At 63.2% G+C, this 13680-nt stretch carries 12 protein-coding genes; 6 read left to right on the plus strand and 6 right to left on the minus strand.

Annotated features, from left to right (window positions below):
* Positions 1–15 precede the first annotated feature (15 nt).
* Positions 16–1311, plus strand: coding sequence for an MFS transporter (locus AC07T0_RS07780; protein WP_495000615.1), 1296 nt, complete (start codon positions 16–18; stop codon positions 1309–1311).
* A gap of 97 nt (positions 1312–1408) precedes the next feature.
* Positions 1409–2242, plus strand: a complete 834-nt coding sequence (locus AC07T0_RS07785) for a YiaD family glycine zipper/OmpA-like lipoprotein (protein WP_495000616.1) — start codon at positions 1409–1411, stop codon at positions 2240–2242.
* An 80-nt stretch (positions 2243–2322) separates the two neighbouring features.
* Here the strand turns inward: AC07T0_RS07785 and AC07T0_RS07790 are convergent, their stop codons facing one another.
* Entirely contained in the window at positions 2323–2757 is a 435-nt protein-coding gene (locus AC07T0_RS07790) for a Z-ring associated ZapG family protein (protein WP_248798878.1), read from the minus strand.
* 149 nt (positions 2758–2906) lie between these two features.
* On the opposite strand from AC07T0_RS07790, the gene AC07T0_RS07795 reads away from it, so the two are divergent.
* The 3 genes from AC07T0_RS07795 to zapE all read left to right on the plus strand — a co-directional run bounded on the left by AC07T0_RS07795 (position 2907) and on the right by zapE (position 6092).
* Positions 2907–3536, plus strand: a complete 630-nt coding sequence (locus AC07T0_RS07795; RefSeq protein ID WP_495000617.1) for an alpha/beta hydrolase — start codon at positions 2907–2909, stop codon at positions 3534–3536.
* A 14-nt stretch (positions 3537–3550) separates the two neighbouring features.
* A complete protein-coding gene (locus AC07T0_RS07800; RefSeq protein ID WP_495000618.1) occupies positions 3551–4906 on the plus strand; it encodes a tryptophan--tRNA ligase in 1356 nt (451 codons plus the stop codon).
* 91 nt (positions 4907–4997) lie between these two features.
* Positions 4998–6092, plus strand: coding sequence for a cell division protein ZapE (gene zapE / locus AC07T0_RS07805; RefSeq protein WP_495000619.1), 1095 nt, complete (start codon positions 4998–5000; stop codon positions 6090–6092).
* A 36-nt stretch (positions 6093–6128) separates the two neighbouring features.
* Here the strand turns inward: zapE and AC07T0_RS07810 are convergent, their stop codons facing one another.
* Complete coding sequence (locus AC07T0_RS07810) at positions 6129–6920, minus strand: MBL fold metallo-hydrolase (RefSeq protein WP_495000620.1); 792 nt, start codon at positions 6918–6920, stop codon at positions 6129–6131.
* 71 nt (positions 6921–6991) lie between these two features.
* On the opposite strand from AC07T0_RS07810, the gene AC07T0_RS07815 reads away from it, so the two are divergent.
* Positions 6992–7978, plus strand: coding sequence for a GlxA family transcriptional regulator (locus tag AC07T0_RS07815; RefSeq protein ID WP_495000621.1), 987 nt, complete (start codon positions 6992–6994; stop codon positions 7976–7978).
* A 215-nt stretch (positions 7979–8193) separates the two neighbouring features.
* Here the strand turns inward: AC07T0_RS07815 and AC07T0_RS07820 are convergent, their stop codons facing one another.
* The 4 genes from AC07T0_RS07820 to AC07T0_RS07835 all read right to left on the minus strand — a co-directional run bounded on the left by AC07T0_RS07820 (position 8194) and on the right by AC07T0_RS07835 (position 13618).
* A complete protein-coding gene (locus AC07T0_RS07820) occupies positions 8194–9177 on the minus strand; it encodes an asparaginase (protein ID WP_495000622.1) in 984 nt (327 codons plus the stop codon).
* Positions 9178–9436: 259 nt separating this feature from the next.
* A complete protein-coding gene (locus AC07T0_RS07825) occupies positions 9437–10615 on the minus strand; it encodes a hypothetical protein (RefSeq protein WP_495000623.1) in 1179 nt (392 codons plus the stop codon).
* Between the two features lie 11 nt (positions 10616–10626).
* Entirely contained in the window at positions 10627–11523 is an 897-nt protein-coding gene (locus AC07T0_RS07830; RefSeq protein ID WP_495000624.1) for a nitrilase family protein, read from the minus strand.
* Positions 11524–11635: 112 nt separating this feature from the next.
* Positions 11636–13618, minus strand: a complete 1983-nt coding sequence (locus AC07T0_RS07835; RefSeq protein ID WP_495000625.1) for a flavin monoamine oxidase family protein — start codon at positions 13616–13618, stop codon at positions 11636–11638.
* Between the last annotated feature and the right edge of the window lie 62 nt (positions 13619–13680).

Here is a 13680-nt window from a genome sequence, read left to right on the forward strand (position 1 = left end):
GCACCCGGATGCTTGATGAAACTGTTTAGGCCGCTGCTTCAGCGACCGGTGGCGTTGCTCTGGGGCGGGCTGGCGCTCTCGGCAATCGGCGATGAGCTGTTCGCGATCGCCGTGGCCTGGATGGCGGTGCAGGTTGCCGGCAGCGATGCCAGCTGGCTCGGGGCGTTACGCGGTGCCGCGGCGTTGGCGGGTGCCTTGCTGGGCGGGATCTGGGCCGAACGCTGGGACCATCGACGCACGATGATCGGTGCCGACCTGGTGCGGTCCGGGATTGCCCTGATGCCGATGCTGGCCTGGGCGCTGGGGCTGATGAGCCTGTGGACCCTGGCGGTGCCGGTCATGCTGATGATGATCGTCAATTCCTTGTTCGAACCGGCGTTGCGCGCCAGTCTGCCACGGATTGTCGCGGTGCCGGAGCAGTTGCAGGCGCTCAACGCGCTGTTCGACGCGATCATCCGGGTGGCGCGGGTGATCGGACCGATGCTGGCGGCGGCCATCACCCTGCTGATTCCGCTGGAGCAGCTGTTTACCCTCAATAGCCTGACGTTCCTGATCTCGGCCTGGGCGCTGATGAAACTGGGCAAGGCCTTGCCGCGTCAACCCAGCAGGCTGACCAGCCGGCGTGCCGCCTTCACCGCCGGTTGGCGCAGCCTGCTCGGCCGCCGGCGGATGCAGGCGGTCTATGTGTGTGCCGGGTTGGGGAATGTCGCCTGGAGCCTGGGCATTTCCATCGGCATGGCGCTGGCCGTGGTCAAATACGATATCCAGGGCTTTGGTGTCCATGGTTTTGCCGCCTACGGCCTGATCATGGGGGCTTATGGCGCGGGTAACCTGGTCGGCATTTTTGTCGTCGGCAACCTGCAACTGCGCCGCCTGTATGGTGGTTTCAGCTTCGGCTCGGTGGTCAACGGCCTGGGCATCGCGATCATCGGCGCGGCGGTGCTGTACCTGCCGGCGGAGCAGGTGCTGGTGGGCATGATGTTCGGCGCCGGCCTGGCCGCACTCGGCGGTCCGCTGATCGATATCTCGTTTATCCTGCTGATTCAAACCACCTTCAGGCAGGGCGAAATCGCCGGCTTGGCCAGGCTGCGTTTTGCCGCGCTGGGGGCGTCGATCCTGATTGCCGGAGCCTGTGGCGCGGCGCTGTATGCCCGCTTCGAAGCGGGCATGGTCATCGCTGGCAGCGGGATTTTTGAAATCATCGCCGGTGCCCTGGTATTGCTCGTGCCCAAGGGCAATGAGCGCGTCCCCGTTGGCCCCGACAGCCGCCTGGGCGAGGAGGTGCGCGAGAACCCTTTTATTCGCGCATGAGAAGTTTCATGGAATTTTTGCCATTCGTCATGTTCCAAGGCCAGCAGGAGTCTATTGTCAACGACTGTTGCACCTTCAATGAGTAGGAGCTTGATTCATGTTCACCTCGCGTCGCTTGATTATTGTCGCTACCGCCGTCGCCCTCGTGTCCGGCTGTGCATCGCAGAACCCCAACCCGTATGACAACCAAGGACAGGCACAGCAGCAACAAGGTTCGGGGGGCATGAGCAACACCGCCAAGTACGGCGGTATCGGCGTGCTGGCCGGGGCCGCGGCCGGTGCGCTGATCGACCACAAGAACCATGGCAAGGGCGCGCTGATCGGTGGCGCCCTGGCCGGCCTGGCCGGTGCCGGTTACGGCTACTACGCCGACCAGCAGGAAAAGAAACTGCGCGAGAGCATGGCCAACACGGGTGTCCAGGTGCAGCGCCAGGGTGATCAGATCAAGTTGATCATGCCCGGTAGCATTACCTTCGCAACCAACTCCGATGCGATCGCCAGCAGCTTCTATCAGCCGCTGAACAACCTGGCCAACTCGCTGAAGGAGTTCAGCCAGAACCAGATCGAAATCGTCGGCTACACCGACGGCACCGGCAGCCGCCAGTTGAACATGGACCTGTCCCAGCGCCGCGCTCAGAGCGTTGCCAACTACCTGACCTCCCAGGGTGTCAGCGGCGCCAACCTCTCGGCTCGCGGTGCCGGCCCGGACAATCCGGTGGCCAGCAACGCCGACGTCAACGGTCGGGCGCAGAACCGTCGGGTGGAGGTCAACCTGAAGGCGATTCCCGGCCAGCAGTACGGCCAGCCGCAGGGGCAACAGCAAGGCCAGACGCAGTATCAGCAGCAGGGCCAACCCCAGTATCAGCAGCAAGGCCAACCGCAATACCAGCAGGGCCAGCAGTATGGCCAGCCGGTGCAGCAGTACCCTTGATCGCCTGACTGAACCCCAGGCGTAAAAAAGCCCGCCCGATCACTGATCGGGCGGGCTTTTTAATTGCGCTGGCAACCGGCTTATTTTTTCAGGCCGTAGTGCTCATCCAGCATGCCGGGCGCATTCGGCGCCTTGGGCGCGTAGTCGCGCGGCGGCTCCTGGCTGCGCGGTGGCGTCAGGCGTTCCCGTGGACCCGGTACCGCATCGGCGTGCAGGGCGGCGAGCAGGCGTTGGCGAGTCAGTTCGTCGAGGGCCAGGCGGTTGGCGCCCTCGGCGAGATGGTCTTGCACTTCCTGGTAGCTCTGGGTGAGCTTTTTCACCAGGTTCGCGGTGCTGTTGAAGTGGGTGACCACTTCGTTCTGATAACTGTCGAAACGTTCCTGGATATCGTCCAACTGGCGCTGCGTGCTGCTCGGGGCGGCACTCGGTACCAGACGGGCGACCAGGAAACCAATGGCGACACCGGCAACCAGGGCAAGAGTCGGCAACAACCAAACTAAGAGCGAGTGTTCCACGAGTCCTTCCTCTATAAACGGCTTTGCTTTACGTTAACGGCTCGGACCTGCGCTGTATACCGCGATCTTAAGGTCGCAGTCATGTCAGGCACAGACTTTAAGCTAGACGAGTCGACCCCTTGAGAGGTCACGGAGTTCCTTCCTTGCTGATGCGTGAAACCCCTGTAATGATCGATGGCCCTGTCGGCCAACTGGAAGCCTTGTACCTGGACATGCCCGAAGCGCGTGGCCTGGCGCTGATCTGCCATCCCAACCCGGTGCAGGGTGGGACCATGCTCAACAAGGTCGTCTCGACCCTGCAGCGCACCGCCCGCGATGCCGGCCTGATCACCCTGCGCTTCAACTATCGCGGTGTCGGCGCCAGCGCCGGCAGCCACGACATGGGCCACGGTGAAGTCGATGATGCCCAGGCCGCCGCGCAATGGCTGCGCGCACAACACCCGGACTTGCCCCTGACCCTGTTCGGTTTTTCCTTCGGCGGTTTCGTCGCGGCGAGCCTTGGCGGTCGCCTGGAAGCCCAGGGCCAGACCTTGCAGCACCTGTTTCTGGTGGCGGCGGCGGTCATGCGCTTGCAAGCGGTCGACCGCCTGCCGGAACATTGCCCGCTGACCCTGATCCAGCCGGAAACCGACGAAGTGATCGATCCGCAGCTTGTCTATGATTGGTCCGCCGCGCTCGAACGTCCCCATGAGCTGCTGAAAGTGGCAGAATGCGGACACTTTTTTCACGGCAAGCTGACCGATCTCAAGGATCTGATCCTGCCGCGCCTCTCGAATTGAACAAGCGATCATCCATGACCACACGTACGCGCATCCTTACCGGTATCACCACCACGGGCACGCCGCACCTGGGCAACTACGCCGGCGCGATCCGTCCGGCGATCCTCGCCAGCCGTGCCAGCAACGCCGATTCGTTCTATTTCCTGGCCGACTATCACGCCCTGATCAAGTGCGATGACCCGCTGCGCATCCAGCGCTCGCGCCTGGAAATCGCCGCGACCTGGTTGGCCGGTGGCCTGGATGTGGACCGCGTGACCTTTTATCGCCAGTCGGATATTCCGGAAATCCCCGAGCTGACCTGGCTGCTGACCTGCGTCGCGGCCAAGGGCCTGCTCAACCGTGCGCATGCCTACAAGGCCTCGGTGGACAAGAACGTCGAAGGCGGCGAAGACCCGGATGCCGGGATCACCATGGGCCTGTACAGCTACCCGGTGCTGATGGCCGCGGATATCCTGATGTTCAACGCCCACCAGGTGCCGGTCGGTCGCGACCAGATCCAGCACGTGGAAATGGCCCGGGATATCGGCCAGCGCTTCAACCACCTGTTCGGCCAGGGCAAGGAATTCTTCGTCATGCCCGAAGCGCTGATCGAGGAAAGCGTCGCCACGCTGCCGGGCCTCGATGGGCGGAAAATGTCCAAGAGCTATGACAACACCATCCCGTTGTTCAGCAGCGCCAAGGACATGAAGGAGGCGATCTCGCGCATCGTCACCGACTCCCGCGCGCCAGGCGAAGCCAAGGATCCGGACAACTCGCACCTGTTCACCCTGTTCCAGGCGTTTTCCACGCCGGCGCAGGCCGCCGAATTCCGTGGCGAGCTGCTGGGCGGGTTGGGTTGGGGCGAAGCCAAGAACCGCTTGTTCACCCTGCTCGACAATGACCTGGGCGAGGCCCGCGAGCGTTATTACGAACTGATCACCCGTCCGGCGGACCTGGAAGATATCCTCCAGGCCGGGGCGAAGAAGGCCCGCAGCGTGGCCACCCCGTTCCTCGGCGAACTGCGCGAGGCGGTGGGCCTGCGCTCCTTCGTCAAGCAGGCCCAGGTGGCTGCGAGCAGCAAGAAGAAAGCCGCCAAGGCCGCGCGCTTTGTCAGCTTCCGTGAGGACGACGGCAGTTTCCGCTTCCGCCTGCTGGCCGCCGACGGCGAACAACTGCTGCTGTCGCGGCACTTTGCCGATGGCAAGAGTGCCGGCGCGGTGACCAAGCAATTGCAGTCCGGCCAGGCCCTGGACATTCGCGGCGAGGCCGGGCGTTTCAGCGTCTGGCTGGAAGGCGAGTGCGTGGCCGATAGCGCCGAGTTCGCCGACGAAGCGTCGTGTGACGCGGCCATTGAGGCGTTGCGGGTCGCTTTGACGCCGGCGCAGGACTGATTCGAGGCCTTCCCCGACCAAGGGTTGATTGCCATTCCCACGGGCCGTCGCTAAAGTGACGGCCCGTTTTTGTTACCTTGCTAACGAAATTATGACGCCCCTAGAACGATATCAAGCTGATCTGAAACGCCCCGAGTTCTTTCACGACGCGGCCCAGGAAACGGCAGTGCGCCATTTGCAGCGCCTGTACGACGACTTGATCGCGGCTTCGCAGAACAAGCCGGGCCTGCTCGGCAAACTGTTCGGCAAGAAAGACCAGGCGCCGGTCAAGGGCCTGTATTTCTGGGGGGGCGTAGGTCGCGGCAAGACCTACCTGGTGGACACCTTCTTCGAAGCGCTGCCGTTCAAGGAAAAGACCCGCACGCACTTCCACCGCTTCATGAAGCGGGTGCACGAGGAAATGAAGACCCTGACCGGTGAAAAAAACCCGCTGACCCTGATCGCCAAGCGGTTTGCCGCTGAAACCCGGGTGATCTGTTTCGACGAATTCTTTGTCTCCGATATCACCGACGCGATGATTCTCGGCACCTTGATGGAAGAGTTGTTCAAGAACGGCGTGACCCTGGTGGCCACCTCGAACATCGTGCCGGACGGTCTGTACAAGGACGGCCTACAGCGTGCGCGCTTCCTGCCGGCCATCGCCCTGATCAAGCAGAACACCGAGATCGTCAACGTCGACAGCGGTGTCGACTATCGCCTGCGTCACCTGGAGCAGGCCGAGCTGTTCCACTATCCGCTGGACGAAGCGGCGCACGAGAGCCTGCGCAAGAGCTTCCGGGCGTTGACGCCGGAGTGCACCCAGGCCATCGAGAACGACGTGCTGATGATCGAGAATCGCGAGATTCGTGCGATCCGCACCTGCGATGACGTGGCCTGGTTCGACTTCCGCGAGCTGTGTGACGGACCGCGTAGCCAGAACGACTACATCGAACTGGGCAAGATCTTCCATGCCGTGTTGCTCAGCGGCGTCGAGCAGATGAGTGTCACCACCGACGACATCGCCCGGCGCTTTATCAACATGGTCGACGAGTTCTACGACCGCAACGTCAAGCTGATTATCTCCGCGCAAGTGGAACTCAAGGACCTCTATACCGGTGGGCGTTTGAACTTCGAGTTCCAGCGCACCTTGAGCCGCTTGCTGGAAATGCAGTCCCACGAGTTCCTGTCGCGGGCGCACAAGCCTTAACCGTGATAGCCGCGCGGCCCTTGAGCCGCGCGCTGCTCAGGGCTGCACGGGGGCGGGGAAGGTCAGGATGTCTCCGTCCTTGGGGATCAGCAGACGCGCTTCGACGCCGGCCAACTGCGCCGCGTCGGCCAGCGAGCGGCGTGTCACCGGGCAGTGACTGAGGGCTTCAAGGTGATTGGCGATCACCAGGCCCGCTGACAGCCGGGTGAACTCGACCACCTCTTCAACGCCCATGATGATGTCTCCGCCCAGATCGAAGCGCGCGCCGCCCGCCGGTACGACCGATAGCTGTGGTTGATGCTTGGTGACGAACGCCTTGACGGTCGGCGTGAGCAAGGTATCGCCACTCAGGTAGAGGCTGGGCTCGCCCGGCATTTCAATCAGATAACCCACCCCATGTTCCATCAGCTTGCCCACCAGCCCTTGCCCGTGGGTGCAGCGCACCGTGCGAATCCGACCGCCGAGGAAAGGGCTGGGTTGTTCATGATCACTGGGCAACGGCTGCACATTCAAATCATGGCTGGCCAGATAGGCCGCGTCGTGGGGCGTGCAGATCACTGGCGTGCCGGTGTCGCGCAGCCATTTCTTCGCGGCGCGATCCAGGTGATCGAAGTGACCTTTCTGGCAGTGGGTGATCAGACAGTGGGTCACCGACTCGAGCGCTGCCGTTGCCGATGCCGGCAAGTCGACCAGCGGGTTGCGCTGCCGGGCGCTGAATACCCGCAGGGGCGGCAAGGAAAGTTTTCGCGCCAGCATCGGGTCGAGCAAAATACGATGGCGGCCGAACTCCAGGATAATCGTCGCATTGCGTAGCTGATGGATGTGCATGCTCATACCTCTGAGAAGAGCTTGCATTGTGTTCGACCGGGCGGTCACGCAGAATGGCAGGATTGGACATAATGGATTCTGTTTCTGCCATGCGCCGTCCCCTTCGAATCGGTTTGCTGCTTTACCCGGGGTGTCTGCCAGCGGGGCTGCTGGCCTTTGCCGATTTGCTGCATGCCGCTAACCGTCGTTCGGGAGAAACGCTTTTCGAAACGCTGTTCGTCGCCCAGCAGGTCGGCGCGGTGGCGTGTGCCCAGGGGCTGTCGTTGCAGGTGTCCAAGGCTTTGTCGGAGGCCAACGTCGATGCGCTGCTGATTGCTGGCTTCTGGGCCGAGTCGTCGCGGCAGGTCGAGAAGGCCGTGAGTGATAACAAGGCCTTGGTGGCGGCCCTGGCGGCTTGTTCGACACAGCTGCAGTTGTGGAGTTACTGCACTGGTGTCTGCCTGATCGCCGCAAGCGGGCGGCTGGAGGGGCAGGCGGCCACGGTGACCTGGTGGCTGGCGGGGACCATGGCCCAGCGTTATCCCAAGGTGAACTGGCAGAGCCAGCGTCACTGGGTGATCAACCCGTCGACCGCGACTGCGTCCGGGGTCAATGGTTATCTGCCGATTGCCCAGGCGTTGATTGAACGGGCTGTTGGCCAGGATATGTTTCACGACCTGGCGAAGCTGATGGTGCTGGCGCGCCCGGTCCAGTCTCACCCGGCCTTTGCGGCCATGAGCCTGATCGAGCAGTCCAGTTCGCTGTTGCGTCAGTTGCATCGCTGTGTTGAACAATCGCCGGCGGAGCAGATCACCGTGCAGCGGCTGGCGGAGCAGCTCGGGCTGTCCCCACGCACGTTGGCGCGCAGGGTCAGTGCGGAAACGGGGATTGCCGTGGCGGCTTATGCGCGCTGCATCAAGCTCAACCAGGTCAGTGAGCGGCTGATGCTGACGTCCACGGCGGTCAATACCATCAGCGCTGACCTGGGGTTCAGCAGTGATTCGAACCTGCGCCGGATGTTCAAGGAACTGACCGACCTGACCCCGCTTGAGTACCGGCAGCAGTTTGGGCGGCGTTGAGGAAAAACACTGCCAGGCTCAATTGTAGGCGCCGGCTTGTTGGCGATGGCGCCCGCATAAACGGTGCAAGGCTTGAGGGCCTCTTCGCGAGCAAGCTCTGCTCCTACAGGTTTATGCCAAACGCAAAATCTGTGCTTGGCGCTGTACTGTAGGCGCAGGGCTTGGTCCGGGCGGCGTTCCGACGAAGCTTTTGGCGGCCTTGACTTCAACAGGGGCTATTTGAAATGGCGGAGATAATCGGGCAGTTCAACGCTTCGCTGGCAGCCGATCAGCAACCACAACAGAATCCGCGCTTTACGCGGACACAGAAAACCCGCCATCTGCGCCCCGCGCTGGATCAGGTCGATTTCGCTGCCGACAAAGCCATAAGAGTGGCTCGCTGTTGAACCGGCTCCGGTACGTGTGCCGATCACCACCGGGATCTTCAACGCCAACGACGTGATTGCCTTGGCCCAGCTTTCGCTGACGTGACCGGCGCCGAAGCCGGCGATCACCAGGCCGTCGTAGCCCAGCTCCAGCAGCCTCTCCAGCAGCAGCGTATCGGCCGACAGCGACGCTTCGAGCAGGGCGATCCGCTGTCCGCGGCGAACCGGTGACGGCAAGATTTTTCTCGGGGTGGGAGCGTGCAGATAACGCACGGCATTTTCGATGATCAGACCGGTGGGGCCGAATATCGCTGAACTGAAGGCTTCCAGGGCCAGGGCATCGCTCTTGCGCACGCGGCTCGCGCCGTGGACCTGGCCGTTGATGACCACCTGCACGCCGCGCCCACGGCTGGCGCTTGCCAGGCCGACCAAGCCGGCGTGCAGCAGGTTCGCCGGGCCGTCGGCACTGATCTCGGCGGCCGAGCGCATGGCGCCGGTCAGTACCAGCGGCTCTTCACGATCCCAAAGCAGATCGAAAAAGAACGCGGTCTCCTCCAGGGTGTCGGTGCCCTGGGTGATCACCACGCCGCTGGCGCCTTGTTCAACTTGGCGTTTGGCCCAGTCGAGGACACCGAGCAGAAAGTCGAAGTCCAGCGACGCGCTGGGTTGCAGGCACAAGGTCTCGACGTGAATCCGGGCCAGGGTCGTCAGTAGCGGCACCTGCTCCAGCAGGGCCTGGCCGTTGACGCTGGGCACCACGCCTTGGTCCGGGTGGGCGGCTTGCATGCTGACAGTGCCGCCCAGGGCGGCGATGGACAGTTGAGGCAGGGACATGGAACTCTCGCTGATAAAGGTCGGGAAGAGGTGATGCCGGCCGCACCAGAGTACCGCCGGCTGGAGGGGAAAGCGCGCTCGGTGGTGTTGTCCAGGGCGGCGCAAGGCTTGACGGCCTCATCGCCGGCAAGCCAGCTCCTACCCGGACCGGGGACGCTGCGAGCATCTGCGTTGAGGCACCCACCTGTGGGGCTTGCTGGCGATGGAGCCAGCAAGTCTTGCATCGCCTGCCCGAACGCCATCGCTGGCAAGCCGGCGCCTACAAGGACCGCGTCAGCCAGCCGATCAGCGGCACGATCAGTAGCGTGCTGAGGGCCATCGACAGCACATTGCCGATATACGGGTGCATATGCCCCGGGACCCGCCGCGATAGAGCGACGGCCAGCGGCGGTGCGAGCAAGGCCCCGAGCAGGGCGCTGGCGAGTACCACCAGTGGACCGCCACCATGAATCAGCACCGCGGCCGGGGCAACCGAGACAATCGGGATGTAGGTCGGGTACCAGCCTCGCGCAATCCATTGCCCTCGCCAGACGACTACACCGATGGCCGACGCCAGGGCCTGGGCCGCGAGTATCGGCAGCAGCAGGTCCGAGCCATAAGCCGGTCCGGCCGGGTTGAGCCCGTAGGCCAGCAATACCCCCAACAGCAGCCCCAGGCTCGCCCATTCGTTACCGAAGAACGGCGCTTCGGAAAAATCGGCGAGTACCCGGCGCATGCCCCAGATCAGCCCATGTTTGCCGGCTTTCGGCGCAGGTGCCGAGGTCGTGGCCAGCGGCAGCTCGGGTTTCACCAGGGCTGGCCAGCGTCGATAGAGGGTGAAGGCGATTACGCTGCCGATGGCCATTCCCAGCACATTGCCGATGACCGCCGGCAGGTCCAACGGGTTGCAGACAAAGTTGACCAACAGCAGGCACAGCGGCGTGACCAGCAGCGCGCCCATGACCGCACCGCTGACGGCGATCCGCGTGCCGGCGCCGAACAGCAGCACGGTGGCGGCGGGAACGGAGACGAAGGCGGCGAAGGTCGGTTGCCAGCCATGACGCGGCACGCTCCAGCCCCACAGCAGGTTGCTCAACAGCAGGCCCAGCAGCGCACTGCCGATCAGCCAGGGCCACAGGCCGCTGCCATAGCAAATGGCAAAGCCCTGCCAGGCCTTGCCCCGGCGATGAGCCCAATGGGCCAGGCCGGCACCGGCCAGCAGGCCCAGCGAGGCCAGCTCATGTTTGTAGAAGGCCATTTCACTGATATCACCGAGCACCCAACGCAGCCAGGCACTGGGAGCGGGCAGGTTCTCCATCATATGCAGGTAGCCGGCCCCGCCGAGGGTATTGCCGAACAGGGTCAGCCAGGCAAGCAACAGGCCGGGCACGATCAGGCCCAGGGTGAACAGGCAGGCGGGCAGGTAAGCGAGCCTGCCCTGGTTGGGGGTGTTATTCATGTTGGCCCCCTTCAGCGCGGCAGGCCAGGGTGCTGGGTATAGCCGAGCATGCCGTCGTAGAGGTCGGTCCGGCGGTCCCTGGGCAGGTCGTTCAGGCTGTTCCAGATCGGCGCGCTACGGGCGCTGACCAGATCGATATCGGCAAACAGCACGGCCTCGTCGATGGGCGAGGCCACCTCGCTAAGCGGCCAGCCGTTGGTTCCGGCGATCAGCGAGCAGCCGAGGAAGCGCTCGCCGCGATCGCTGCCGACACGATTGGCGGCGGCGATAAACACGTTGTTGACGTGGGCGGCGGTGATGGTCAGGTACGAGGCCATGCATTTGCCGGTCTCATCGAACAGCGGTGGCGGGGTCCAGACCCAGTTGTTCAGGCTGCAGATGATATCCGCTCCCTGCTGGCTCAGCAGGCGCGGTACTTCGGGAAACCAGATATCCCAGCAGATCAGCAGGCCGATCCGCCCGATGGGCGTGTCGAAGACCGGAAAACCCAGGTTGCCCGGGGTGAACCAGAGTTTCTCCTCGTTCCACAAGTGCGCTTTGCGGTACTTGCCGATAAAACCGTCCGGGCCCACCAGCACGGCGGTGTCGAACAACTGCACGCCGTCACATTCAGCGATACCGGCCGCCAGGTAAATCCGATGTTCCTGTGCGAAATTTACCCATGCCTGCACGCTGGGTCCTGCTGGTACGGCTTCGGCATGGGCGAAAGCCTCCTGACGGTTCTGGAAGCTGTAGCCGGTATTGGCCAGTTCCGGCAACACAATCAGATCGGCTCCGCCGCGCACGGCCTGGCCCGCCAGCGCGAGGCCGCGGTCCAGGTTATACGGGGTGTGGGCAACGCCGGCTTGGGGATCGAACTGCACAACGGCAACGCGGACGGGACTGATGGCGGGGCGAGATTCGTTCATTTGAGGTGCTCTCATTGTTGTTATTCAACTCGAATGAGTTGATGTGACTATGAGAAGCCATTCAATGAGTGGTGTATGTCGGTGGCCCTCCGGTAAGCCAGTCGGCTATTTCCTAGACCGACCTGGGAATACTGAACGCCATTGGTGGGTTGTTGGCGATCGGTCGGCCACCGTATTCGGGGTAGTGCTTCAGGCTGAAGCCGCCATTGAATGCCGCGCCGGTGCGCTGGCACAGATGGATGGTGGCATCGAGGGCGCCCCGCAGGCAGGGCTCGGTCCAGCCGGCGTCGACCGAAAAGGATTCGCCGCACAGGTAGAGCCCGGAATGCGCGGAATAGTGGCGGTTGTAGTTCATCAGATCGATGGCCTCGTAATAGGTGCCGGGGCGATAGAGCTTGGCGGCGCCGAGGGCATTGCGATCACTCATCCAGCGATGTACGGCAGCGTTTTGGGTGTCGATGTAAGGCGAGATCCGCCGATTGATATTGCGCGCGTGCAGCAATATTCGATCGAGCTCGCCGACGCACTTGTCCACCAGTTCCTGATCGGAAAACAGCGCGAGCTTGGTCGCATCGTCCTCCCAGGTGTAACTCAGCAGGATGCAGTCATACGGGTAGCTGTCGTTGTAGCGGTAGGTGTACATGTCATGGATCAGGCTGTCGGTGACCAGTGCCTGAGGGATGCCATGGGGTTCGTCGAAAAAGCTTTTTTTCAGCGGTGCAAAGACCTTGCAGCTGGTTTCCCAGTGGGCGGTCTTGTAGGCGCTGCGAATGTGGAACGGCAGCATTCGCTCGTCGAAGCCCTTGAGCTCGACGGTGGTTTCGATCAGCCAGGACGGCAGGGTGAGAATCACCGAGTCGAAGACTTCGCTACGCTGCTCGCGGTGGTCTGGATCGTTCCATTGCCAGGCGTAGTCGACGCGAATCCGCTGGTTGGGCAGTTTGCTCAGACCGTTGACCTGGGCCTGGGTGGCGAACCCGGCACCGCGCTGTCGGCAATGCTCGTAGAAGGACAGGCCACGCGCTTCGACCGGCATGAACAACAGGCATTCGTCGAGGGCGGCAACGCCCAGGTAGCGGGGGGCGTCGAAGGCCAGGCCGTTGCAGTCGAGCAGTGTGCCCGCCTGCAGGTGCGGCGACGGCAGCGGATCGCCGCGCTCATCGACGCGGCCGTGCATCAATTGCAGGCGATTGCTGAAACCAAAGATGGCGGTGCGGATCGGGTACAGGCTGCAGGCGTCATAGAACGCGCCCCAACTGCCGTCGCCGATACCGATGGCATAGAAGATCGCCGACTCTTCGGCGCTCATGCCGACGCCGCCGAAATCGCCCGGATCGTCCGCTTGCCAGTGACTGATCGCGGGCAGCGTGACCAGGTTGCGAAACGACAGGCTCTCATAGCGCCGGACAATCGCCGACCAGAGGCTTTCCCAGCCCTCGCTGGCGTAGCGGGCCTCTACCTGGCGAGTCATGCGTTCGGCGAAGAGGCGCCATTTGTCGTGGACCTGTTTCAGCAGTTTTCCCGGTGGCGGGGTCTGGCCGTCGCGGTTGTCCCAGATCAGCATTCGCGGGGTTTCCTGGCCCTCCAGCAGGCCTTCACGGAGGAAAATTCCGGTGCTCCTGACCTGGGCGCTGCCCGGGTTGGCGAAGTCGGAAAGGCGCAGGTCGAACTGTTCGGTGTAGTGCGCCAGCACGGAGCGCCCCTGCAGCGGCGTTTCATCGGCGCGATTGAAATACGGCAGACGCATCGCGCCCATTTCGAAGGGGGTGGAACCGGTGGTGGCGGGTTGGCTTTTGTCGATCACGGTCAGGTGCCGGCCACCGATCCGCCGGGACTGTTCGAGCAGGGTGATGTCAGTGAAGCCGCAGCGCAGCAGCTCACGCGCCGCGCTGAGACCGGTGACGCCGGCGCCGATGATGCAGATCCGGTGGCCCGTGGCGGTGGCGCGGGCGACGCCGCCGGGTTGCTCGACCAGTCGGCGATAGTCGAAGCACAGGTCCGGCGGATTGGGGAACCGGGCGCGCCAGGCGCGGTTGGGGTCTACCGTCGGTGTCGGGAATAATGAGGGCTGCTGTTGAGCCAATCCAATAGGCATGTACGACGCTCCTTGTCAGTGGCAATCGGTAGTGATTGCCGGAGCGAGTCTACGAAGGTGAG

The sequence above is a fragment of the Pseudomonas sp. GW821-FHT04D07 genome (assembly GCF_059420225.1).

Excerpts from the sequence above, each read along its gene's own strand:
- AC07T0_RS07780 (WP_495000615.1), top strand. The coding sequence starts at position 16 with ATGAAACTGTTTAGGCCGCTGCTTCAGCGACCGGTGGCGTTGCTCTGG.
- AC07T0_RS07785 (WP_495000616.1), top strand. The coding sequence starts at position 1,409 with ATGTTCACCTCGCGTCGCTTGATTATTGTCGCTACCGCCGTCGCCCTC.
- AC07T0_RS07795 (WP_495000617.1), top strand. The coding sequence starts at position 2,907 with ATGCGTGAAACCCCTGTAATGATCGATGGCCCTGTCGGCCAACTGGAA.
- AC07T0_RS07800 (WP_495000618.1), top strand. The coding sequence starts at position 3,551 with ATGACCACACGTACGCGCATCCTTACCGGTATCACCACCACGGGCACG.
- zapE (WP_495000619.1), top strand. The coding sequence starts at position 4,998 with ATGACGCCCCTAGAACGATATCAAGCTGATCTGAAACGCCCCGAGTTC.
- AC07T0_RS07810 (WP_495000620.1), bottom strand. The coding sequence starts at position 6,920 with ATGCACATCCATCAGCTACGCAATGCGACGATTATCCTGGAGTTCGGC.
- AC07T0_RS07815 (WP_495000621.1), top strand. The coding sequence starts at position 6,992 with ATGGATTCTGTTTCTGCCATGCGCCGTCCCCTTCGAATCGGTTTGCTG.
- AC07T0_RS07820 (WP_495000622.1), bottom strand. The coding sequence starts at position 9,177 with ATGTCCCTGCCTCAACTGTCCATCGCCGCCCTGGGCGGCACTGTCAGC.
- AC07T0_RS07825 (WP_495000623.1), bottom strand. The coding sequence starts at position 10,615 with ATGAATAACACCCCCAACCAGGGCAGGCTCGCTTACCTGCCCGCCTGC.
- AC07T0_RS07830 (WP_495000624.1), bottom strand. The coding sequence starts at position 11,523 with ATGAACGAATCTCGCCCCGCCATCAGTCCCGTCCGCGTTGCCGTTGTG.
- AC07T0_RS07835 (WP_495000625.1), bottom strand. The coding sequence starts at position 13,618 with ATGCCTATTGGATTGGCTCAACAGCAGCCCTCATTATTCCCGACACCG.